The sequence below is a fragment of the Deltaproteobacteria bacterium genome, assembly GCA_005879535.1.
GTDB lineage: Bacteria > Myxococcota > Myxococcia > Myxococcales > 40CM-4-68-19 > 40CM-4-68-19.
Genome location: VBKI01000087.1, coordinates 2,173 through 24,701, shown reverse-complemented (window position 1 = coordinate 24,701; position 22,529 = coordinate 2,173). Strand labels below are relative to the sequence as shown.

The 22,529-nt window shown below is 68.9% G+C and carries 18 protein-coding genes; 12 read left to right on the top strand and 6 right to left on the bottom strand.

The features are described 5' to 3' along the window. The first annotated feature begins 8 nt into the window (after nucleotides 1-8). Nucleotides 9-689 (top strand): phage tail protein, encoded by a 681-nt coding sequence (locus E6J58_20465; GenBank protein ID TMB33529.1) that lies wholly within the window; start codon nucleotides 9-11, stop codon nucleotides 687-689. A gap of 95 nt (nucleotides 690-784) precedes the next feature. After that, nucleotides 785-1,702, top strand: a complete 918-nt coding sequence (locus E6J58_20460; GenBank protein ID TMB33528.1) for a hypothetical protein — start codon at nucleotides 785-787, stop codon at nucleotides 1,700-1,702. A 3-nt stretch (nucleotides 1,703-1,705) separates the two neighbouring features. On the opposite strand, the gene E6J58_20455 is transcribed toward E6J58_20460, so the two are convergent. Then, entirely contained in the window at nucleotides 1,706-2,464 is a 759-nt protein-coding gene (locus E6J58_20455; protein TMB33527.1) for a glycerophosphodiester phosphodiesterase, read from the bottom strand. 38 nt (nucleotides 2,465-2,502) lie between these two features. On the opposite strand from E6J58_20455, the gene tatA reads away from it, so the two are divergent. Beyond that, nucleotides 2,503-2,733 carry a twin-arginine translocase TatA/TatE family subunit gene (tatA, locus tag E6J58_20450; GenBank protein TMB33526.1) on the top strand — a complete coding sequence of 77 codons (231 nt, stop codon included), beginning with the start codon at nucleotides 2,503-2,505 and terminating at the stop codon, nucleotides 2,731-2,733. 2 nt (nucleotides 2,734-2,735) lie between these two features. Here tatA and E6J58_20445 read toward each other — a convergent pair whose 3' ends face one another. Both E6J58_20445 and E6J58_20440 read right to left on the bottom strand, forming a co-directional pair. Further along, nucleotides 2,736-3,464, bottom strand: a complete 729-nt coding sequence (locus E6J58_20445) for a hypothetical protein (GenBank protein TMB33525.1) — start codon at nucleotides 3,462-3,464, stop codon at nucleotides 2,736-2,738. Then, nucleotides 3,464-4,927, bottom strand: coding sequence for a hypothetical protein (locus tag E6J58_20440; protein ID TMB33524.1), 1,464 nt, complete (start codon nucleotides 4,925-4,927; stop codon nucleotides 3,464-3,466). The genes E6J58_20445 and E6J58_20440 overlap by 1 nt, the downstream gene beginning before the upstream one ends. 163 nt (nucleotides 4,928-5,090) lie before the next feature. Here E6J58_20440 and E6J58_20435 point away from each other — a divergent pair, with 163 nt between their 5' ends. From E6J58_20435 to E6J58_20420, 4 genes are all read left to right on the top strand, one after another. After that, entirely contained in the window at nucleotides 5,091-5,717 is a 627-nt protein-coding gene (locus tag E6J58_20435) for a transcriptional regulator (protein TMB33523.1), read from the top strand. Then, complete coding sequence (locus E6J58_20430) at nucleotides 5,714-6,334, top strand: hypothetical protein (protein TMB33522.1); 621 nt, start codon at nucleotides 5,714-5,716, stop codon at nucleotides 6,332-6,334. The genes E6J58_20435 and E6J58_20430 overlap by 4 nt, the downstream gene beginning before the upstream one ends. Nucleotides 6,335-6,368: 34 nt before the next feature. Then, nucleotides 6,369-10,367, top strand: coding sequence for a DEAD/DEAH box helicase (locus E6J58_20425; protein ID TMB33521.1), 3,999 nt, complete (start codon nucleotides 6,369-6,371; stop codon nucleotides 10,365-10,367). Nucleotides 10,368-10,568: 201 nt separating this feature from the next. Continuing rightward, a complete protein-coding gene (locus E6J58_20420) occupies nucleotides 10,569-11,207 on the top strand; it encodes a hypothetical protein (GenBank protein ID TMB33520.1) in 639 nt (212 codons plus the stop codon). A 398-nt stretch (nucleotides 11,208-11,605) separates the two neighbouring features. On the opposite strand, the gene E6J58_20415 is transcribed toward E6J58_20420, so the two are convergent. Beyond that, nucleotides 11,606-11,926, bottom strand: coding sequence for a hypothetical protein (locus tag E6J58_20415; protein TMB33519.1), 321 nt, complete (start codon nucleotides 11,924-11,926; stop codon nucleotides 11,606-11,608). Between the two features lie 95 nt (nucleotides 11,927-12,021). On the opposite strand from E6J58_20415, the gene E6J58_20410 reads away from it, so the two are divergent. The 5 genes from E6J58_20410 (at nucleotide 12,022) to mltG (ending at nucleotide 17,580) form a co-directional block, all read left to right on the top strand. After that, nucleotides 12,022-12,933 carry an ArsA family ATPase gene (locus tag E6J58_20410; GenBank protein TMB33518.1) on the top strand — a complete coding sequence of 304 codons (912 nt, stop codon included), beginning with the start codon at nucleotides 12,022-12,024 and terminating at the stop codon, nucleotides 12,931-12,933. Next, on the top strand, nucleotides 12,930-14,057 hold the full coding sequence (locus tag E6J58_20405; GenBank protein TMB33517.1) for an ArsA family ATPase: 1,128 nt from the start codon (nucleotides 12,930-12,932) through the stop codon (nucleotides 14,055-14,057). The genes E6J58_20410 and E6J58_20405 overlap by 4 nt, the downstream gene beginning before the upstream one ends. Beyond that, entirely contained in the window at nucleotides 14,054-14,461 is a 408-nt protein-coding gene (locus E6J58_20400; GenBank protein TMB33516.1) for a YjbQ family protein, read from the top strand. The genes E6J58_20405 and E6J58_20400 overlap by 4 nt, the downstream gene beginning before the upstream one ends. A 31-nt stretch (nucleotides 14,462-14,492) precedes the next feature. After that, nucleotides 14,493-16,436, top strand: coding sequence for an ABC-F family ATP-binding cassette domain-containing protein (locus E6J58_20395; GenBank protein ID TMB33515.1), 1,944 nt, complete (start codon nucleotides 14,493-14,495; stop codon nucleotides 16,434-16,436). 109 nt (nucleotides 16,437-16,545) lie between these two features. Continuing rightward, nucleotides 16,546-17,580 carry an endolytic transglycosylase MltG gene (gene mltG, locus E6J58_20390; protein TMB33514.1) on the top strand — a complete coding sequence of 345 codons (1,035 nt, stop codon included), beginning with the start codon at nucleotides 16,546-16,548 and terminating at the stop codon, nucleotides 17,578-17,580. A 6-nt stretch (nucleotides 17,581-17,586) separates the two neighbouring features. Here mltG and E6J58_20385 read toward each other — a convergent pair whose 3' ends face one another. Continuing rightward, the gene (locus tag E6J58_20385) at nucleotides 17,587-19,983 is read right to left on the bottom strand and encodes a HAMP domain-containing protein (GenBank protein ID TMB33513.1); all 2,397 of its coding nucleotides are present in this window, start codon (nucleotides 19,981-19,983) and stop codon (nucleotides 17,587-17,589) included. Continuing rightward, nucleotides 19,983-22,403 (bottom strand): TonB-dependent receptor, encoded by a 2,421-nt coding sequence (locus E6J58_20380; protein ID TMB33512.1) that lies wholly within the window; start codon nucleotides 22,401-22,403, stop codon nucleotides 19,983-19,985. The genes E6J58_20385 and E6J58_20380 overlap by 1 nt, the downstream gene beginning before the upstream one ends. Nucleotides 22,404-22,529: the final 126 nt, after the last annotated feature.

The following is a 22,529-nucleotide window of genomic DNA, read 5'->3' as shown; positions in this document are numbered from 1 at the left end:
AGAAGCCCTTGGCCGACAACCTGTACAAGCTGATCGAGAAGGCGCACGAGACGGCATCCACTGCCGACGCGAAGCAGTTCGGCGTCGAGATCGGAATCGTCACGAACGTCAAGGACCCCGACCAGCTCGGGAGGGTCAAGGTGTGCTTTCCCCGGCTGCCGGGAAAGCCCGAGTCGGACTGGTGCCGCGTGGTGCAGCCGGCGGCCGGCGCGGGGCGCGGCTTCTACTGGCTGCCGCACGTGAACGACGAAGTGCTGATCGCGTTCGAGCGCGGCGAGGCGCACCGGCCGTACGTGGTCGGCTCGCTCTGGAACGGCAAGGACAAGCCGATGAAGACGGCCTACGCCGACGAGAACACGACCGTGATGATCCAGACGAAGGCGGGTCATCAGATCATGCTCGACGACAAGAGCGGCCAGGAGAAGATCGTCATCGCCGACAAGAGCGGGAACCGGACGATCACCTTCGACGTGACGAACAAGAAGTTCCTGATCGAGGCGAAGGAAGGCGACGTGGAGATCCACGCGGAGAAGAAGATCGTGCTCGACTGCGAGGATCTGGAGATCAAGACGAAGAAGACGGGGAAGATCGACATCGGGACGACGTTCGATCTCAACGTCTCCGACAAGGCGAACATCAAGGCTGGGCCGCAGCTCAACATCAAGGCCAGCCGTGTAAACATCAATTAAGGCAGGTCTTCGGATCAAACCGCAGAGCACGCGGAGGGCGCAGAGTTTGCGGTTGTTTTTTTGAAGCGGTCCGGATTCGCTGGTACGACCTTTGCGTGCGGATCGGTCTCACCATCCTGCTGCTCGCCGGGACGGCGAATGCCGCCGCCAACGACCTGCAACTCTGGCGGCTCGGCCATCCGGATTCGCTGGCCTGCACCCTGTGCGACGGGGGCCCGTCGGACATTCCGGAGCCCGGAACGCCCGGCGCGCAGGCGCGCTTCCACCGGCTGGCGAGCACCCTCGGTCTCGCCTTCATTCCCCCGTTCCAGGAGACGGCCGCGACCACCGGGCAGGCGGGATTCGAGATCGGGTTGACCTCGTCGCAGGCGCTTTTGCGCATCGGCGCCGATGCCTGGGCGACGGCGGGAACGCAGGCCGTCGCCGCGCCACCCGACGTGTTGATCCTGCCGGCAGTGACGCTGCGCAAAGGATTGGGCGGATCGTTCGAGCTCGGCGCTTCGGTCCAGTGGCTGGCGAACTCGCAGATGATGGCGCTGTCTGGCGAGCTCCGCTGGGCAGCGGTGGAGGGGCTCGAGTCGGTTCCGGACGTGGCGCTGCGCGTCTGGGGCACGCGCGTGATCGGCACGCAGGATCTCGACCTCGCCTCCGCCGGAGCGGACGCGCTCGTCTCGAAGAGCTTTGGCGTCGCGGGGATGATGAAGCTGCAGCCGTATGGCTCGTTCGGCGTGGCGATGGTCAACGCGCTCTCCGCCGTGGTGGACTTCAAGCCCGGGGCGGAAGATCCGTCGCGGCCCGGCGCGGACGACCAGGTCTTCCACGGAGTCACCCTGTACAACAACCGCTACTGGCGCGCCGGCGCAGGTGTGCGCCTCGTCGCCGGCAGGGTCGTGGCGGGCATCGAAGGTGCAATCGCCTGGGGCCGCAATGCCATCCAGGATAGCGGCGGGGCGGGGCAGGAAAACTTCGTGCGCCTCTGGAGCTTCGCGGGCCGCGTCGGCGCGGCATTCTGAGCACTACGCACTTCCCGGCCAGCGCGTCCGCATCAACGCCGGCCGATTGGTGAAGATCGCGCCCACCCCGCTGTCGTGAAGCCTCGCTGCGATCTCCGGGTCGTCCACCGTCCAGCAGGCGACCGAATAACCCCGCCGGCGCCATCTCCGCACGCGCTCCGGGGTGGCGAGAACGTGCTCGGGATGCATTGCCGACGCGTCCAGGAGCGGCGCCACGATCGCCGAGCGGAAGGCCCATCGCTGCTCCGACTCGAAGAGCAGGGCGCGGACGATCTCCGGAGCGAGAAAGCGGGCGCGCCACAGGCACATCGGATTGAACGAGCTGAGCAGCACGCGCTCCTCGGCCCGCGCCGCGCGCACCACATGGACGACCTCCGCCGTGAGGCCGCCGTCGTCGCGCCGATCGCACTTCAACTCGACGTTCACCAGCCCGGGAAACGCCTCGAGCGCTTCCGCGAGCAGCGGAATCCGCTCGCCGCGGAACCGTTCGGACTTCCACGAACCCGCGTCGAGCGTGCGCACGACGGAGTACGACGCGTCAGTGACCAGCGCGCCGAAGCCGGTCGTGCGCAGGAGCGACTCGTCGTGCAGGACGATCACTTGCCCGGACGCGCAGCGCTGCGCGTCGAGCTCGATGCCGTCCGCACCCTGGGCGAGCGCCAGCGAGAAGGCGGCGACGGTGTTCTCGGGAGCCTCGGCCGATGCGCCGCGATGGGCCCAGACCAAAGGCCGTCCGGTCGGGTTGAAGTGCGCCGGCAGCATCTCCGTGCTAGCTTGCCACGTCGAGAGGAGGCGTTGCGATGAATCTCGGGTTCGGCGAGCTCCTGCTCATCTTCATCGTCATCCTCCTCATCTTCGGAGCCAGCAAGCTGCCTCAGCTCGGCGACGCGCTGGGGAAGGGCATCAAGAATTTCAAGCGGTCGGTGACCGGGAACGACGAGATCGACGTCACGCCGAAGAAGGAATCGTTGCCGCAGGAGAAGGCACCCGCGACGAAGACCGAAGCGCGCTCCACGAGCGAGAAGAAGTAGCTTCACTCCTTCTCGCCATCGCGCACCTCGAGCAGCCGTCGCGCCTGCACCCGCACGTCGCTGGAGATCGTCAGATCGCCGGCCACCTCTCGCAAGTCCGGCGCGGTCAGGATCGCGAGCGCGGCGGAGGCCAGCGCCGGGGCGCTGTAGGGATTCAGTGCGAGCGCGCGGCGGACCCGGCGGTTCGACGACCAGCGGCGCGATCGGAAGATCTCCTCCAGCACTTCCGGACGCTGCGGGCGGCGGGAGGCCGCCGTCAGCACCTCGCGCTCGGTGCAGCGCGGGTTCTGCAGGACGTGCTTCACGACCGTGGGATCCTGGTCGGTGGCGAGCCGCGAGAGGAGGTCCCGGTCGCGCGTTCGCGCCAGGGTGCGCCGCTCGCCGAGGGTTCGCGCGCGCATCTCGCGATCGATCCATTCCTCGCGGTCGTGATCGAAGTTCCGCGCCGGCTGCGTGCGCGCAAACAGCGCCTTTACCTCGAAGTCGTCCTCCGCCGCGGCGAACAGAGCGTCCACGGTCGCCGCATCCAGGAGATCGCGGACGGCCTGAAGGAGCCCTTCGACGGCCGCCGCCTCCGGATCGTTGCGGCGGTCGGCACGGCGGATCAGCTGCCCGAGGACCAGCACCGCTTCGCGCGGCGGCAGCGCCGAGAGCACCGCGGCCGCCTTGTGCGCCCGCAGCTCCCCCGCCTCCAGGGAGGCGAGGGCGCGGGCCAGCTTCGCCGGCTTCATCAGCGGTTCCGCGCCGACTTGGCGCCGGGCTGTTTCCAGGCTTCCGCCGTCTCCACCCGGACCTGGAGGCGGTGCTTCACCAGATCCGCGGGCGGATCGGGGATGAGCGCGAAGAACGGGAGGCTCGCTCCCGGGGCAATGCTGCGATCGACGCGCGCCGTCTGCAACGTCCGCGTGAGCTTCTCCGCGTCGGCCGGCGAGCGCAGCAACCAGACGTCCTCCGGTGTCGGCTCGGCGCCGGCGATCGCGTCGGCCTTCGCCTCCGACGCCCCGTCCGCGACCAGCTCGGCAGTGACGCGCACCGGCCCACGCACCTTGTTGCTGCGGTTCTCCACCCGTCCGCGTACGAAGAAGACCGGCTTTCCGCCCGCGGTATCGTAGAGGCCGCTGACCACTCCCGTCGGGATCACGTCGGCGGCGGTCCCGAACCCCAGCCATCCCGCCGCCGAGTCGTCGGAGAGCGCGGAGGTGATCACCACAGCGATGGCGAGCGCCGCGCCGAGCAGCCCCGTGATCGCGCTCGAGATCAGCGCGCGCGCAGGCGCGATCTCCGGTTCCGCAGGAGTCGGCGCCGGAGCCGGATCCCGGCGCACAACCGGATCGGTCCTCGGGCGCGGCTCGGCGGCGCGGACGGGTTTCACTTCCACGGGAGCGTCGTTCGCCGCCGCCGCGGAGCCGCCCGGGGCGATGGCCGCGAATGGATCGTCGAGGACCATTGGTTCTGCGGCGTCGGACACGGGCTCGGCGACGCTGTCGGCCGGCGGCATCGGGGGATCGAGCGGCGACGGAGGCGGTTGAGGCTCATCGAGGTCGGGCAGAGGCGGTGGGCGAGCCGCCTTCTGCGCGGGGCGTTCGTCGATCTCGAAGTCCAGATCGTCCAGGCCAGGCAGGCTCGACGCCGGCTTCGCGGCGGCGGGCGCGGGCTCCGGAGTGGAAGGCGGTGGTGCCGCGGGAGCGTCCAAGCCCGTCGAGAGCGGCGCGTCGCCGGTCAGCTCCGCCATGCCGAAGAGGTCCTCGGCGTCCAGCCGCCGCGCTGTGCCAGCTTCTTGCCGCGCAGCGCCGCGCACCTTGTCGGTAGAGGGACGTACGGGGCCCGTAGAGGGCTTTACGGGGCCCGTCGAAGGACGCGCTGCGGCGCTTCCCTTGATGGGACCCGTGGAGCCCGTCTTGACGGGTCCGGTCGAGCCCGTCTTGACCGGTCCGGTCGAGCCCGTCTTGACCGGTCCGGTGGAACCCGTCTTGACCGGTCCGGTCGACCCGGACTTCGAGACGGCTGCCGCGCCGAGCGCGGAGAGGTCCATCGTGTTGCCCGGGCCGGGAGTCTGATCGGCCCCGCCAGCCCCGGATTTGCGCACCTGGAACACGTTCTTGCAGGAGGTGCAGCGGACGCGTACGCCGCGGTCCGTCACCTTTTCGTCGGCGATGCGGAACTTTGACTGGCAGGTTGGACACTGGACGACCACGCTCGCATTCTCTCTTGCGCTCCGTCGCGGTGACAAGGAAACGCCCTCTACAACAAGGTGCGCCAAGCGCGCCTTGACACACACCGGCGCCTGTGGACAGATGGCGCCGTACCGCTTCGCGTCAAGCGCTCTCAGCCCCCTCAGGGACGGTGGAGTTTCCAAGATGAGCGAGCAGGATCAGACCCCAGTCTCGGAGGTCGGCAACGGCGCTCCTGAGACGGCCGAACGCAAAGAGCCCAAGGTCATCAAGCGCTATACCAATCGGAAGCTCTACGACACCGTGGAGAGCCGGTACGTCACGCTCGACGAAATCGCCCACATGATCAAGGGCGGCGCCGAAGTGAAGATCATCGACAACCGCACCAAGGAAGATCTCACTTCGGTGACGCTGGCCCAGATCATCTTCGAGGAAGAGAAGAAGCGCTCGCAGATGCCGCTCGGCGTCCTCCGCGAGATCATCCGACACGGCGGAGAGGCTGTTGCGGGGTTCTACGCAGAGAAGGCGGGAACCATCGTCGGCAAGCTCGGGGAGCTCCGCACGAAGACGGAGACGATCCGCGACGACATCGAGCAACGCGTCCGCGGCGTGACCGGCATGTTCCGCAAGGAAGGCGAAAGCGCGAACCCGGTCAAGGAAGCCGTCGATGACCTGCGCGGCAAGGTGGATACCGCGGTGAAGTCGGTGGTCGAAACGTTCGGCGGCGCCGCGTCCGCGTCCGAGATCGAGGGGCTGCAGAAGCGCATCCAGGAGCTGGAGAAGAGGATCGCCGAGCTGACGAAGGGTCCGTGACCCTCGCGGAGGCGCTGGAGCCGTTGCACCGCAGCTATCTGCGGCGGCTCGACGAAATGGTCGGGCGCCTCCCCGAAAGTGCGGTCCTGACCGAGCGCACCACCAGAAGGGACGATGGACGCATCGCGCTCGGCGAAACCGGGTTGCCGCTGCGCTTCGACGTGGCGGACGCGCGCGACGGTCACACCTGGGAGGTCCATGGCGCCCGCGCCGACGAGCCCCTCGCTCGCGAGGTGCGTGTCGGCCGCGTCGAGGTGCGGATCGAGCCCGGCAACTGGGAGGAGTTGCCGTTGGTCTGCGTGTTCGACGGCAATCCGCTGCCGGAAGACGCGGAAGACCTCGCCGGGCTGCTGCGCGGGTTCGCGGTGTTCGCCTGGTACGGAGGCTTTGCCGGGGCCCGGCCGTCGCGGGGCGCCGCCGGTGCCGATCGCTGGACGGGAAGGGCGCATGGCGTTCGCGTCGAGTTGCGCGAGAACGAGCTTTGGGCCGTGCTCGATCTGGGCACCTGCGCGCCGGCGGCGGTCGAGGCGCTCTGCGCGGCGCTGTCGGGATACTGCGAGGAGCGCGTTCCGCTGGCGTACGTTCGGATTGGCGGAAAACCCGAGCTTGCGGGTTGATCTGAAGCTTTGTTCAGGTAATAGAGTCCGTCCCATGCTCGAAGGCTTCCACCCCTCGGTGCGCACGTGGTTCGAGGCGCGCTTCGGCACACCGACGGAACCGCAGGCGCTGGGCTGGCCGCGGATCCAGAGTGGCGAGCACACGCTGATCGCCGCTCCGACCGGATCCGGCAAGACGCTCGCGGCTTTCCTCGCCTGCCTCGACGCGATGATCCGCGAGGGAGAATCGCTCCCCGGAGAGACGCAGGTGCTCTACGTCTCGCCGCTCAAGGCGCTCGCCAACGATGTGCGGATGAACCTGCTCGAGCCGCTGGCCGAGCTGCGGCGCCTGCCGGGCGTCCCGGAGATCCTGACCGCAGTCCGGACCGGAGATACCCCGCAGCCGGAACGGCAGGCAATGTTGCGGAAGCCCCCGCACGTCCTCGTCACGACGCCGGAGAGCTTCTATCTCTTGCTGACCAGCGCCGGTGGGCGCGAAGTCCTTCGAACCGTTCGCACGGTCATCGTCGACGAGATCCACGCGGTGGCGCGCGACAAGCGGGGTGCGCACCTGGCGATCTCCCTCGAGCGCCTCGACGCCCTATGTGGGCGCAAGTGCGTGCGGGTCGGACTCTCCGCGACCCAGAAACCCATCGAGGAGATCGGACGCTTCCTCACGGGCGGGTCCCCCTGCGCCATCGTGGAGAGCGGCTCGCGGCGGCCGCTCGACGTCAACGTCGAAGTGCCGCGCGACGAGCTGAACGCTGTCGCTTCCAAGGAGCAGCGGGACGAGACCTGCGATCGCGTCGCGGAGCTCATTCGCGAGCACCGGACGACGCTGGTCTTCGTCAACACGCGCCGGCACGTCGAGCGGGTGGCGCATCAGCTTGCCGAGCGCCTGGGCGAGGACCAGGTCGTTGCGCATCACGGCAGCATGTCGCGGACGATGCGGCTGGCGGCGGAGGAAAAACTCAAGCGCGGCCACGTCCGCTGCGCGGTTGCGACGGCCTCGCTCGAGCTCGGAATCGACGTCGGCGCCGTCGACCTGGTGGTGCAGCTCGAGTCGCCGCGCAGCTTCTCCATCGCGGTGCAGCGCATCGGCCGCGCCTCGCACCATCGCACGGGTGTCCCCAAGGGGCGCCTGTTTCCGGCGACGCGCGACCAGCTCGTCGAGTGCGCCGCGCTGGTGCGCGGGATCCGCCGCGGCAATCTCGAGGAAACCTCGATTCCGCAATGGCCCCTCGACGTGCTCGCCCAGCAGCTCGTGGCGATGGCGGCGTGCGAGGATCTCGCGGAGGACGACGCGTACGCGCTGGTCCGGCGAGCCTGGCCATACCGCTCGCTTCCACGGCCCGAATTCGATGCGCTGATCGAGATGCACGCCGAGGGTGTCGCGCGGCGAGCGGGCCGCGCCCAAGGCGCCCGGCTGCATCGCGACGGCGTCCATCACGTGGTCAAGGCGCGGCGCGGCTCGCGCATCGCGGCGCTCACCAGCGGCGGAGCGATCCCGGACACGGCGCAATACGCGGTGGTGGCGGAGCCCGAGGGAATCACCATCGGCCAGGTCGATGAGGACTGGGCCGTCGAGAGCATGGCCGGCGACATCTTCCTGCTCGGCAACCAGAGCTGGAAGATCCGGCGGGTCGAGGCGGGGCGGGTGCGGGTGGAGAACGCGCACGGCGCGCCTCCGTCGCTGCCGTTCTGGAACGGCGAGGCGCCGGGGCGCACTCCCGAGCTGTCGGAGGAAGTGTCGCGGCTGCGCGAGGAGATCGAGCCGCTCCTCGACGAGCCGTCCCGCGCCGAAGAATTCCTCGTTCGCGACTGCGCCGTTGCGCAGGCAGGCGCGGAACAGATCGTCCGGTATCTGCGCGCGGCCCGCGCAGCCCTGGGAGCGCTTCCTACCCAGCGCACGCTGATCGCGGAGCGGTTCTTCGACGAGTCCGGCGGCATGCAGCTGGTCGTGCACGCGCCGTTCGGGGCGAAGCAGAACCGCGCCTTCGGGCTGGCGCTGCGCAAGCGCTTCTGCAGGACCTTCGACTTCGAGCTCCAGGCCGCGGCGACCGACGAGGGGATCCTGCTCTCGATGGGACCGCAGAACAGTTTCCCGCTGGAGTCCATCTTCGAGTTCCTCGCTCCCGGCACCATCGACGAGATCCTCACGCAGGCGGCGCTCCGCGCGCCGATGTGGGGAGTTCGCTGGCGCTGGAACGCGACGCGTTCGCTCGCGGTGCTGCGGTCTCGCGCCGGCAAGAAGATCCCCTTCAACATCCTCCGCATGCGCACCGACGACCTGCTCGCGCAGGTCTTCCCCCCGCAGGCGCAGTGCCAGGAGCACGATACCGGCGTGATCGAGCCCCCCGATCACCCCCTGATCCGGGAGACGTTGCGCGACTGCCTCAACGAGGCGATGGACATCGAAGGTCTGCGCGGGTTGTTGCAGCGGATGGAGCGCGGCGAGCTGCGATTGCTCGCGCGCGACACGGCGGAGCCTTCGCCGCTCTCGCACGAGATCCTGAACTCGGCGCCGTACGCGTATCTCGACGATGCTCCGCTGGAGGAGCGGCGATCGCGGGCGGTGCAGCTCCGCCGCACGCTCGATCCCGGCGATGCCGCGTCCCTGGGAGCGCTCGATGCCGCGGCCATCGCGGAGGTGGTCTCTCAGGCCGCCCCGGATCTGCGGTCTGCCGACGAGCTGCACGATCTGCTGCTCACCCTGGTGCTGCTGCCCGCGACGGAAGCCGTGGCGTGGCAGACCTGGCTGGAGGAGCTGCGCGCAGCCGGTCGCGCGGTCCTGTGCGACGGATTCTGGCGCGCGAGCGAGCGCTCCGGCGCGGAGCTCCTCGACGCCGTCCGCGGCTGGGTGGGATTGACCGGACCCATTACCGCCCCCGAGCTGGCGCACAAGCTCGGGGTGGCGAACGTCGAGGCCGAGCTGGCGCTACTGGAGAACGACGGCCTCGTGCTGCGGGGGCGATACCGGGCCGGCGCCGTGGAAACCGAATGGTGCGAGCGGACGCTGCTCGCGCGCATCCACCGCCTCACCCTCGGACGGCTGCGGCGCGAGATCGAGCCGGTCACCACGCAGGATTTCCTGCGGTTCCTTTTCCGCTGGCAGCACGCGCAGCCGGGGACGCAGCTGCACGGAACGCAGGGCCTCGCGGAGATCGTCGGGCAGCTGCAGGGATTCCAGTCGGCGGCCGCTTCCTGGGAAAGCGACGTGCTGCCGTCGCGTGTCGCCCGCTACGACCGGGCCTTGCTTGATCAGCTCTGCTTCTCCGGCGAGATCGCTTGGGGCCGTCTCGCCTGCGCGGACGAGTCACCGCGCCGCGCTCCGCCCGGAAGGGCCACGCCCATCGCGGTGGTGCGGCGCGAGGACCTGCCGTGGCTTCTCGATGCCACCCGGGGCGGATGCGAACCGCTCGGCGAACGCGCCCGCATACTCCTGGCGCTGCTCGAGCAGCGAGGCGCGCTGTTCCCCCACGAGCTGCGGGCGCAGACGGGTCTCTCCGCGCGCGAGCTGAACGAGGCCCTTTGGGAGCTGGTCTCCGGGGGCCGCGTGACTTGCGACGGCTTCGGCGCCCTTCGTGGCCTTCTGGAAGGAAAGGCGCACGCCGCCGCAGGGCGCTGGTCGCTGCTCCGCCCGTACGAGAGCGCGCAGCGAGAGCCCGGGTGGGAGGACAAGCTCGCGCGGCAGTACCTGCGGCGGTACGGGATCGTCTTCCGCGATCTGCTGACCCGCGAGCCGCGCTGCCCGCCGTGGCGCGATCTTCTGCAGATCTATCGGAGGATGGAAGCGCGGGGAGAGCTGCGCGGCGGCCGGTTCGCGCAGGCCTTCTCGGGCGAGCAATTTGCCCTTCCCGAAGCGGTGGACGCGGTGCGCGCGGTGCGGAAGGTGCCCAAAGCGGGCGACGAGCGCGTGACCGTAAGCGCGTGCGATCCACTGAATCTGGTCGGGGTGCTGACGCCCGGCGCGCGCGTGCCGGCATTCCCTCAGAACCGCGTGACCTTCGTGGACGGCGTGCCGGAGGAGGGGGCAGCGCTGCGCACCGCCTGACCCGGCATTCGCGCTCTACGGATGTCCGCCCTTTCAAGTTCGTGGTGGACGTGACTGTCGTCGCGCTGCGCTGACTCATCGGCGCTGCGGCCGACGTCGCGTCCCGCAGCTCCTTGTCGGACTTGAAAGCGCGGACATCGCAGGGAGCGTTGCGGCGGCGGCGGTCGGCGGCATGTCAGACCCCCCTTGTACGCTGCGCTCATGGTTGCGAAGCAGCAGGAGTTGCCTCTTCCGCAGTGGGGTGGTGCACGGGCGGGCGCAGGGCGCAAACGGAAAGGCGCGCGCCGCAACGTTCCGCACCGCACGCGTGCCGGCTTCAGCCGTGCGGCGCTTCACGTCACCGTTCGGTTGCGGCGCGAAGTGTGGAACCTGCGGACGCATCGCTGCTTCCGCGCGCTGCGATACTCGTTCGAGCGCGGCTGCGCCCGCTTCGGCTTCCGGCTCATCGACTTCTCCGTCCAGGGGAACCACATCCACTTCATCGTGGAGGCGCCCGACCAGCTTGCGCTGACCCGGGCAATGAAGGGCCTCGAGGTGCGGATGGCGCGCGCGCTGAACCGCGTGATGCACCGGCGCGGGCCGGTGTTCGCCGACCGCTACCACGCGCACCTGCTGCGCACACCGACCGAGGCGCGCCACGCGCGCAACTACGTGCTCTCGAACTGGCGCGTCCACGCGCAACGCGACGGGCGCCCTCTTCCGCGCGGAAACGATCCGTTCTCCTCCGCTGGATGCGACCCGGCCGCAACCTGCTCACCGCGGTTCTGGATGCTGTGCGTGGGGGTCTGGCGCGGCCCACCGCGCGAACGCGAGGTGCGAGCCTCGACCGCGTCGCAGTGACTACGGCACACGTCTCGCCGATGAAATAGTCGAGGACACGCACGTCCCTGAACAACACGTTCGGCTTGGCGGACTCGAGGATCCGGCGCGCCGCCGCAGCATTTCCGCGCTTTCGGGCATGCAGCGCCGAGACGACCGCCTGGGCTGCCGCGCGGCCGTGGACCCCCCACAAGCCCAGCGGGTCGATCGGATGTTCGCGAAGAAGTCGCTCCGCCTCTTCGGGATCGCCGGCGACCGCAGCTCCTGGAACCAGACGCCGAGGTCCACGGAGCCCTCCGATCGGAATCAATGAGTGTACTCCTGCGCGGAGCGCGCGAAGCAAGAGCCTCAACTTGAAAGGGCGGACATCGGTTTCGGGACTGCGCCGGGGTGTGGAACGAACCGCGGCGGCTTCGGCCTCAGTGCGTCTGCGGTGCCTGCGCCGCCGCTTCCTTCTTCTGCAGCTCCGCAATCTTCGCCGACAACCCCTCGAACACGCGTTCCAGCTCGTCGATCTTCCCCTCCAGCTTCTTCACGTCGCCGGAGGTGGGAATGTTCATCGCCGACAGCGCCGACTGCGCTGCCCGCTCCGCCGTGGCCTTCACGTCCAGCGCCGCGCTCATGGTCTTCTGCAGCGCGCCCATGAACGTCTCGTTCTGCAGGAGCTGGGAAGCGATCTTGCTCATCCGCTCCTCGCCCGTGGCGATCATCTTCTTCAGCACTTCGTTGTCGCGCAGCATGCGGCCCCCGGCCTGTACGCGGAATCTATCGGCGTGCCGCACCATGTCAAGCAAGGTTGACGCACTCGGGGGCCGACACTACAGTCGCGCGCCCCATGCCGGCCCTCCTCGATCGCCGCCTCGTCGTGGTGACAGGCAAGGGCGGCACCGGTAAGAGCACGATCTCGGCGGCGGTGGCGCTGGCTGCGGCGCGGCGGGGCAAGAAGGTCCTGGTCTGCGAAGTGGTGGCGAAGGAGCGGGTCGCCGACTTCTTCGGACGGCCATCTTCCGGAACGCAGATCCGTGAACTGGTGCCCAACCTGTACAGCATCCACGTGCGCCCTCGCGAGGCGATGCGCGAGTACGCTTTGATGATCCTCAAGTACGAGACGCTGTACCGCATCGCCTTCGAAAATGCCGCCGCGCGCTATTTCCTCGCCGCGGCGCCATCGCTGGCCGAGATCGTGATGCTGGGCAAGGTCTGGTGGCATGCATCGCAGGAAATGGAGCGCGGCCGCCTGCGCTGGGACATGGTGGTCCTCGACGCCCCCGCGACGGGTCACGGGCTGACCTTCCTCACCGTTCCGGAGGTGTTCCTCCGCCTGGTCTCGGAAGGTCCTCTCGCGCGCGACATGCGCTCGATGCAGTCCCTGCTCGCCGACCCCGCGAAGTGCAGCATCTGTGTCGTCACCCTGCCCGAGGAGATGCCGGCGAACGAGGCCGTGGAGCTCGATCGTGCCTTGCGGCAACACGAGTTCCCCGCCGGCCCCCTCTTCCTCAACGCCGCGTTCGCCTCCCGCTTCTCGGCACAAGAGGTAGCCTCGGTGACGCGCGGCGGTCCCCTGCTCACCGCCGCAGGCGAAGCAGCGGACAACCATGAATCGAGGGCCGCGCTCTGCCGTCAGTACGAGGCTTTCCTGCGCGACACGGTTCCGCGCGAGCTGGTGAAGGTGCCTTTTCTCTTCGAGCGCAGCTTCGGTGCGCAGGCGATCGAGAAGGTGGCGCGCTCCATCGGGGAAGCGCTGTGATCGCGGTCGAAGGACGCAAGATCATCTGTTGCGTCGGATCCGGTGGGGTGGGAAAGACCACCACCGCCGCGGCACTCGCGCTGGGCGCGGCGATGGAAGGCCGCCGTGCGCTGGTGCTCACCATCGATCCGGCGCGCCGTCTGGCCAACAGCCTGGGGCTCAAGAACCTCGGCAACGAGGCGACGCGGATCGAGCCCGGCCATTTCGCCGAGGCGAAGCTCTCTCCGCGCGGCGAGATGTGGGCGATGATGCTCGACCTGAAGCGGACCTGGGACGAGCTCGTCCGCCGCGATGCCCGCAATCCCCGGCAGGCGGAGGACATCCTCGGCAACAAGATCTACCAGACGCTCTCCACGGCCATGGCCGGCAGCCTCGAGTACATGGCGATGGAGAAGGTATACGAGCTCTACACCAGCAGCCGCTTCGACGTGATTGTGCTGGACACGCCACCGACCAGCAACGCGCTCGACTTCCTCCACGCTCCCGACCGCATTCTCGGCGTGCTCGACAACAACGCGATGCGCGTCGTCCTCGGTCCGATGCTCAAGGCGGGAAGGGTCGGATTCCGCCTCCTCGCCGCTCCGTCCAGCCTCGTGCTCCGGACGTTGGCGCGGTTCACCGGCAGCGGCTTCCTGCGCGATCTCGCCGCCTTCATGATGGCCTTCGAGGGAATGTACGAGGGCTTCAAGGACCGCGCCGGCAAGGTGAAGGCGCTGCTCTCGTCCTCGCGCACGGGGTTCGTGCTCGTCACCAGTCCGAACCCGCTGACCACCCAGGAGGCGCTCTTCTTCCACCGCGCCCTGGAGAAGGACGGCATCCGCACCGCCGCCGTGGTGGTGAACCGCGTGCAGCGCGATCCGCGGCGCCACGGCGGTCCCGACAACGTGGCCGCGCTGAAGGAAGCGCTGCAGCTCGCGCAGATCAAGGACGAGAAAGGGCTGGCGGAACGCCTCTGCGAGACGCTGACCGAGCAGGCGATCCTCGCCGACCTCGATCGACGGGAGATCGATCGCCTGCGCGACACGCTCCGTGGCGTTCCGCTCTACACCGTGCCCCGCTTGCGCAAGGACGTGCACGATCTCGCCGGGCTGTGGCAGATCGACGAGTATCTGGGAGGCGAATGATGTTCCACACCGCGACCATCGAGCTGCCCACCACGAAGAAGCAGGAGATGATCGACGTCACCAAGCGCGTCCGCGCGGTGGTGGCGGCGAGCAACGTCCAGTCCGGGCTGTGCTCCATCTATTGCGGCCATACCACCGGAGCCATCACCCTGAACGAGAACACCGATCCCGACGTGCAGACGGACATCCTCAACGCGCTCGAGCGCGCGGTGCCGCGCAACGAGAAGTACTACAAGCACGAGGAAGGGAACGCGCACGCGCACGCCAAGGCGGCGGTGCTCGGCTTCTCGGAAACCATTCCGGTCCAGGGCGGCAAGCTCGCGCTCGGGACGTGGCAGGCCATCTATTTCTGCGAATTCGACGGGCCGCGGAACCGGAAGCTGGTCGTGACGGTGATGGGGTGAACGCGCGGGTGCGCGGCGGGCGGACCTGAGCATGTCCCTGCTGCACGCCCGCGGGCTCTCGCTGCGGTATGGCGCCAAGGTGCTGCTGGACGGCGCCAGCTTTACGCTCGGCCACCGCGATCGCGTCGGCCTCATCGGCCCCAACGGCAGCGGCAAGAGCACGCTGATGAAGATCGTCGCCGGAAGCGTGGAACCGGATTCCGGCGCCGTGCAGCTCGTCCGCAAGGCGCGCGCGGGATACCTGCCGCAGGAGCTGTCGGAATTGCCGCCGGGTTCCATCGTCGAGGGAGTGCTCGCCAGCGTTCCCGGACGCGCATGGCTGCAGTCGCGGCTGTCTGCCACCGAGGCCGCGCTCGCGCAGGCGGCGACCGAGGAAGATCAGATCGAGCTCGGTGGCGAGCTCGCCGAGTTGCACGAGGAGCTGGCCCACCACGAGGAGCTCTACGGGCGCCACCACGCCGAGGAGATCCTCTGTGGTCTCGGCTTTGCGGAGTCCGCGCTCAACAGCCCCGCGTCCGCGCTCTCCGGCGGCTGGAAGATGAGGGCCGCGCTTGCGGGGCTCCTCCTGCAGGATCCGGAATTGCTCCTTCTCGACGAGCCCACCAACCACCTCGACGTTCCCACCCTGGAGTGGTTCGACGCCTTCCTGCGCCGGTCGCGCAAGGCGCTGCTCCTCGTTTCGCACGACCGCGAATTCCTCGACCGCCAGATCGACCGCGTCGTCTCCTTCGAGGCCGAGGGCCTGCGCGGTTATGCCGGCAACTACGAACGCTACCTCGAGCTGCGCGCGGCGGAGGAGGAGCGCCTCGCGGCGCAGGCGGAGAAGCAAACGCGCAGGCGGGCGCAGATGCAGGCCTTCATCGAGCGCTTCCGCGCCAAGGCGACGAAGGCGCGTCAGGTGCAGAGCCGCATCAAGTTGCTGGAGAAGGAAGAGATCGTGCAGATCCGCGAGGAGCGCGCCACCGTCCGCTTCCGCTTTCCCGAGGCGCCGCGCAGCGGGCGCGAGGTCGCCCGGCTCGAGAACCTGTCCAAGTCGTACGGCGAGAAATCGGTCTATCGCGATCTGTCCGCACAGGTGCTGCGGGGCGATCGCATCGCGGTCATCGGCCTCAACGGCGCGGGAAAGACCACGCTCCTCAAGCTGCTCGCGCGGGAGATTGCTCCGGACGCCGGGACGCTCGTTCTCGGACACAACGTGGTCCCGGGATACTTCGCCCAGCACCACGCCGAGCGGCTCGACCCCACGCGCACGGTGCTTCAGGAGGTCCACGGGCTTGTGCCTTCCGAGCCGCAGAGCTGGGTGCGCGGCGTGCTCGGCGCCTTCCTCTTCTCCGGCGACGACGTCGACAAACGCATCGGGGTGCTGTCCGGCGGAGAACGTGCGCGCGTCGCGCTGGCGCGGCTCCTGGTCGTTCCCTCGAACTTCCTGTTGATGGACGAGCCCACCAACCATCTCGATCTCGACTCCTCCGAGGCGCTGATCGACGCTCTCACACGATACGAGGGGACGCTCCTGTTCGTCTCCCACAACCGCAGCTTCGTGAACGGGCTCGCCACGCAGGTCTGGGAGGTCCGCGACGGACGGATCGATGCCCAGCCCGGCGACCTCGACGACTGGTCGCGCCGGCGCGCCGCTGCCATGGCCGAGGCTGTGCCGCCGTCCTCACGCGCTTCCGGCGGTGGGCAGGGAGTGCAGGCGCGGCGGGAGCGTGCCTGGCAACGGGAGCAGCGCGAGAAGGTGCTGGGCCCGATCAAGCGCGCCATCGCCGAGCTCGAGCAGCGGATCGCCCAGCTGGAGCAGGAGAAGAAGCAGGTGGAAGCGCAGCTCGCGGACCCGGCGCTCTTCGCCGACCCGGCGCGGAGCACGCCCCTGGTCACCGCCTATCGCGACGCCTCCCGCAAGCTCGACGAGCTCTACGCCCGCTGGGAACACCGCAGCGAGGAGCTTGTCACCGCGGAATCACAGTTCGGATGACATCCGCGGCTCGCCTGCGCACCGCGGCGCACCAACCCTTACCGGGATCGGACTCGAGCCGCAGCGGGAAATTCCGCGGCCCCCTGCGGCACCCTATACTGTCGTGCCGATGAAGCGGGCCATCCTCTGGCTGTTTGCGCTCGCGTTCCTGGCGGCGGCGGGCTTCGCCGGCTGGCGGCTGCTCGAGGAGCGCCGCTTCGTGGCGACCCGATTCGGCGAAGGTTCGCGCACGGTCAACATCCCAGGGGGGACAGGGCCGAGAGCGCTGGCGAAGCTGCTCGCGGAGGCGAAGGTGGTCTCCGACGGGAACCGCTTTTTCACCCATCTGCGCTGGTTCCGGCGCGACGCGCACGCCAAGGCTGGCGAGTACCAGTTCGACGGCGCGCTGCTCCCGGACGAGGTCATCGGCAAGCTCATTCGCGGCGAGGTGAAGATGTATCGCTTCACCGCCGCGGAAGGGCTCAGGGCCGACGAGATCGCCACCATCGTGGGCGGGACGGGCCTCTGCGCGGCCGCCGACTTCCTGAAGATCGCGCGCGATCCCGCTTCGCCGAAGAGGTATGGCGTGCCCGGCCCTTCGCTCGAGGGCTACCTCTTCCCGGATACCTATTCGCTGCCGCGGACCACGGGGTGCGCCGGTATCGTGCAGGCGATGGTTTCACGGTTCTACAAGGCGTTGCAGCACGCGGAGACGCAGCGCCTGCCCACCGTCCGCCTCGACGAGCTTCAGTCGGTAACGCTCGCCAGCATCATCGAGAAGGAGACCGGCAGGCCCGACGAGCGCCCGCGGATCTCCTGCGTCTTCCACAACCGCCTGAAGAAGGGGATGCGGCTGCAGACCGACCCGACGGTGGTCTACGCGCTGCTGCTCTCGCACGACTACAAGTGGGACCACAACATCCACAAGACCGATCTCACGGTGGCGCATCCGTACAATACGTACGTCATCAAGGGCCTTCCTCCGGGTCCCATCGCCAATCCCGGACAGGCGTCGCTGGAAGCGGCGCTGCACCCGATGGCCTGCGACGACCTCTTCTTCGTCTCGCGGAACGACCACTCGCACGTGTTCTGCCCGGATCTCAAATGCCACGAGGCGAACGTGCGGAAGTTCCAGGTCGAGTACTTCCGAAGGCGGCGAGGATAAGCGCCCTCAGCGGATGACTTCGGCACCCGCTGGAATCTTTCCCGTCAGGTTGAGCTCTTCGACGGTGCGTGCGTTGACGTAGAGCTTCCCCGGCGCGAACCGCAGCGGCACCGCTCCATGCCTCGCCAGCGCCTCCCCGGCCACCTTCGCCGCCTCCCGGCCGATGGCGTCGAAATCCGCCGCTACCGCGAGAGCGGCCCCCACCTTCGCCATTCCCTCGAGAAACCCGATCAGCGGGATCTTCCGCTCCAGGCAGGCGCCGATCAGATACTTCGCTACGTCGGGACGAGCGAAGCGGGCGTCCGCCAGCAGCCAGACTGCGTCGACAGACGCCGCCAGCTCCGGAAACGTCCTGTCGAGGCCCGTCAGGTCCGCCATCGCTCGCGCTTCCAGCGTCAGGCCATGGCGCGCGGCAGCGGCCTGCGCTTCCGCCAGAACCGGCGGGGTTCCCGGTGGATGGAGGACCAGCACCCGCCGCGCCGAGGGGGCGAGCGCCTTCAACGCGGCGAGCGCATCCGCCGGCCGCGCCTCCATCGGCACGCCGCCGATCGCATGATGCCCGGAGACCTCCGGATTGAGAACGGCGGCGAGAACCACGGTGAACGTTCCCGGAGCGGTGCGCGCGAGATCGAACGCCTTCGATCCGATCGCCACCACGACGTCGCCATCGCGTGCCGCGGGCGCTCCGGACTCGACTTCCATGGTGCGCACGTTGGGGTGCGCCCGCTGGAACGCGCTCGCCACCTGCGCGTACTGCGGTACGTCCCGCTGCGTGAGCAGAATCAGGTCGGCGCGCGCCGTTGCCGGCAGGAACGCCAGCGCGACGGCACCCAGCACCGCGATGCGGTACCGCTGCACCAGCGCCCGCATCCGCGCGCTGTGCTCGCGGATCGAGCGGGAGGCGCCCTCCAGGCGGCCAATCCCGGCCGCCCCTTCCTCGGCGCTGCGGGCGATCCGCTGCACCGCGCCGCTGATCCTGTTCACGCCGTCCGCCTGTTCGCGCGTTCCGCTCGCGATCTCCGTGGCGGCACGCGATGAGCGCGTGATGGCGTCCGCGAGCCGGCGAATGGCCTCGCCCGCGTGCCCCGCGACTGCGCGACCGGATTCTGCCCTGCGGCGGCCCTCCTCGACGACGGAGGTGGCCCGCTCGATGCCCCGGACGATCTCCGCGAGGATTTCCTGCACCTGGGCGGTGGAGTGCTGGGAGCGATCGGCGAGCGCCCGCACCTCGTGCGCGATGACGGTGAAGCCTGTCCCGGCGGTGCCCGACTTGCTCGACACGATGGCCGCGTTGAGCGCCAGCATCTTCGACTCGGCGGAGAGATCGCGGACGGCATCGATGATCCGCCCGACGTGCCGGGTCCGTTCCACCAGGTCCTGCAGCGTCCGCGTGTTGGCGTCGATCTGTTCGCCCAGGTCGCTGACCGCGCGAACCGCCTGCGCGATCGATTCCTCGCCCTCGCGAGAGCTGGTCGCGCTGGAAGCGGCGACATCGAGCACTGCCTGCGCGTTGCTCTGCGCCCTGGCAAACCGCTCGCGCAAGGCGTCGACCGTCCGCTCCGTGTCCGCTGCGCTGGCCGCCTGCGCACGGGAGTGCTCGAGCTGGCGCGTCGCTCCGTCGAACACCTCCTCGGAGGTCGTCTCCAGGGCGACCGCGGCATCGCGCATCTCGGCGACGACGGCGCGCGTATTGTTGCGAAGCTCCAGGAGGGCGCGGGCCAGCCGGCCCACTTCGTCCTCGCCATCATCGCGGAGGACGGCAGCGAGATCTCCCGCAGCGAGCTCCTCGGCGAAGCGGACCATTCGCCGCAGCCTCCGCGAGAGAATCACGAAGAAGGCAGCGAACGTCGCCACCAGGACGACGCCGCTCGAGGCGACCATCGCGAACGTCTGCCGCGCCACTGCCGCTGAGACCTGGTCGGTGCGGATGCCCATCAGCAGCGTGCCCAGCGCCGCCGCCTTTTCTCCCGGCAAGCCCATGCCGTTGTCCTGGCCAGAGCTCACGCGCCGCGTGAAGCGGCTGGTCCCATCGTCGGACCGCGAGGACTCCTGCTGCAGATCGTGGTTGGACAGCTCCCGTTCCGTCGCGCCCCGGGAGATGAAGGCTGCGAGCCTGCCGTCGCCGTCGACGGCGCCGAGGTAGGCGATGTCGCTGTTCGACGCCAGCACCTGCCCGAGGACGCCGCGCGCCGCCTCCGCGTCATGGAGCGACAGCGCCAGGCGGAGATCCTGGTGCCGATCGAGGATCTGCAGCATCGATGTTCCCCGACGCTCCACCTCCGAGCGGAACCGGTTCGCCTGCAGGCGCGCGAACAGGCTGCCGACGAGCACGGAGGTCACCGCCAGTCCGACGACGAGCAGGGCAATCGCTCGCGCGACCAGCGATGTCCACCACTGCCTCATCAGGGGACGGCGGCGTCGTACGCCAGCCGCACGACGAACTCCCGGGAGGGGCCCGGCAGGGGCGCATGTCCGGCGTTGTACGGCTGGGGGTAACGGAAGTCCGTATCGAGCAGGTTCCGCACTCCCGCCGAGAGATCGAGTCCCTTCACGCCGAGATCGTGTACGCGCACCAACACGTCGACCAAGGCGGCGGCCGCAAGCGCGCCGATCACCGGGTTCCCGTCGGTATCCACCGTGAGCGCCGCGTCGCGCCGGCTGAACCACGCCACGGCGCCATTGAGGCTCAAACGCGGGTTCAGCTGCAGGGTAGCCCGAGCCGATACCTTGTGGGTGGGCAGACCGAGCACGCGCGACGGGCTGGGACCGCGCAACAGGTCGACCTGGTTCTTGCCCGCCGTCGTGTACATCGCGTAGCTGGCGGCGGCGAATCCATGCCGCCCGTCGACGCGCACCTCGGCCTCGACGCCGCGAGAGCCTGTCCGTCCGGCGTTCAGGTACGCCTCGTCGCCGGTCGAAGGGTCTACCGTGTAGACGATGGGATCGCGAATGGTGAGATCGTAGGCGTTGACGGTCGCGAAGATGCCATCGGCGAAGCGCATGCCGACCTCTGCCTCGAGCACCGTGGTCCTCTCGGGCGTCAGCGTCCCGCTCGCGAGCGAGATGTTCTCGATGCCGGGCGCGCGAAAGGCCTGGCTGTAGAGCAGCTTGAAATGGACGGGGTCGAGGAGCTTGGTGAGAGCGAGGCGGGGAACGAAGGAGTTCCCGACCAGGCTGTGGTGCTCGAATCGCGCGCCGGCGAGGATGTTGCCGATCGGCGTGCGCCAGGTCGCTTCGGAAAACGCGGCGACGTTCTCGTACGCAACGTGGTCGCTCGTTCCGAAGAGCGTCTGGGCACCCACCAGATCCATGTCGTTGAGCCAGGCGCGATCGACGTATGCGTCGACTCCGGTCGCCAGGTTGAGGTCCTGGGTTGCGTCCCATGCCGCGGTGATCCGCCCGGTGATCCGTTCCGCCGTCTTGTCGTAGTAGAGCCACGAGGACTTGTCCGAGTCGCGCCAGGGAAGCTGGCGCTTGTAGTGGACCTCGGGGGTGACGCGCAGCGAATCCGAGAGCTTCCAGTCGTAAGCCAGCTCTCCGAGGAGGGAAATGAATTCGAGGCTCTGCGGCGCGGAAGCGTCGCCGAAGCCGTCGACGTTGTTGACCCCCAGATGGTGGTAGATGAGGCGCGCGCGCAGCCCTTTGTATTCCCCGGCGACATTCAGGTAGGCCGGCACCACGCGCGAGTTGCCGCCGGTCGTCGCGGCCTGGTTGCCGTACAGGTCGTCGTAGCTGCGGTCGCTGCGGTTTCCCTGTCCGAAGTACCCGGAGACGCTCGCCGACACCCCGGAGTCGAACGACTTTCCCGCGGTGAGGGAGATGCCGCGGTGACCGTACCCGTGCGCGGTCTGCCCGTAGACGACACTGGCAGAGACTCCGTTGAGGTCCTGCGCATTGCGGGTCTTCACGTTGATGACTGCCAGCTCGGCGTTGCCGCCATACCGCGCAGAGCCCGGACCACGAACGATCTCGATGCTCTGGATCTGATCCGCGGGGAGCTCGTGACCGAGCTGGAGAGTGGAGTAGAGGGTCTCGTTCATCTCCTGCCCGTCGAGAAGCAGCAGGATCTTCCCTTCGTGTCCCCAGACGCCGCGGAAGCCGACGTCGGTGACGCCTTCGACGTCTACACCCGGAGAGAAGCCGGGCACGAGCTGGAGCACGTCGAGCAGGTCGCGCGCGCCGGAGGCGAGGATCTCGTCGCGGGACAGCAGGGTGAGCACGCCGGGGCTGTCGCGAACGGTGGCCGGCCGCACCGACGCGACGCTGGTCTCCTGTTTCAAGCGGGCGTCGGCTTCGAAGAGGTCCAGCTCGGACTGTCCCCGTGCGGCCACGCCAAGCAGCAAGAGCGCAGCCGCGCCGAGCCGCGCAAACAGATCGCGATGCATGCGGTCCCCCTTCTCCGCGAGCGATTTCAGCAGAGCAGCGGAAGCTCGCCACCGGCAACTATTTGGCCTCAGCGCGTAGTGTGGCCGGGTGCGCAGCTTCGGTAGACCGTCGCATAGGTGAAACGCTGCGCGGCGCAGAAGAGGAGCCCACGGAAATCGAAGCGCTCGCGGGTGAAGTCGCCGAGGGATCCGCGCATGACCAGGACGGCAAGCGTCGGCGTCTTCCGCGCGAGACGCTGCTCGAAGTCGCCCTTCCAGGCGGAACGGATCCATTGCTCTTCGGGAATGCCGGAGACGAAGGCGAGCGGGATGTCGAGGTAGTAGGTGCTGCCGTCGAGCAGAATCGCGTCGTCGCTGCGCGCGTTCGCCTTTACCCACCGCGCCGCCTCGACGATGCCGGGGGGCAGCGACCCGATGGGCGCAATGGGACGCGCCCATTCCGCGATCGCGCCCGTCCGGTTCCAGCACATCAAAGCGAGGGCGAGGGGAGTGGCCGCCGCAGCCGCCACGGCGAGGGCACGCGCGGGACGGCGCAGCCGCGCCAGCGCCTCGTGAGCGAAGACG